Annotated in this window: 1 pseudogene; it reads left to right on the top strand. The window is 41.1% G+C overall.

Going from position 1 to position 258, the window contains the following annotated elements:
* A pseudogene (locus tag R3X26_RS18990) lies at positions 1-258 on the top strand (transposase); the annotation flags it as partial.

The following is a 258-nucleotide window of genomic DNA, read 5'->3' as shown; positions in this document are numbered from 1 at the left end:
TGATATTTGTGCCTATGCCGTGATGCATAATCACTATCATTTAGTGGTACATATTAATCGCGATAAAGCTAACGCACTGTCTCAGTTAGGCATAGTTCAACGGTGGCAGTTTCAACATAAACTGCCCGATTTAATTCAACGTTGGCTGAACCATCAGCTAACCAGCCAAGCAGAGCAAAGAAAGTGTCACGAAATCATTGAGATATGGCGTACACGATTATGGTCTTTAAGTTGGTTTATGAAAGAGCTCAACTACGG

The sequence above is a fragment of the Vibrio sp. TH_r3 genome, from assembly GCF_033101115.1.
Taxonomy (GTDB): domain Bacteria; phylum Pseudomonadota; class Gammaproteobacteria; order Enterobacterales; family Vibrionaceae; genus Vibrio.
The sequence above is the reverse complement of the archived record's forward strand: the minus strand, read 5'-3'. Positions and strand labels throughout refer to the sequence as shown.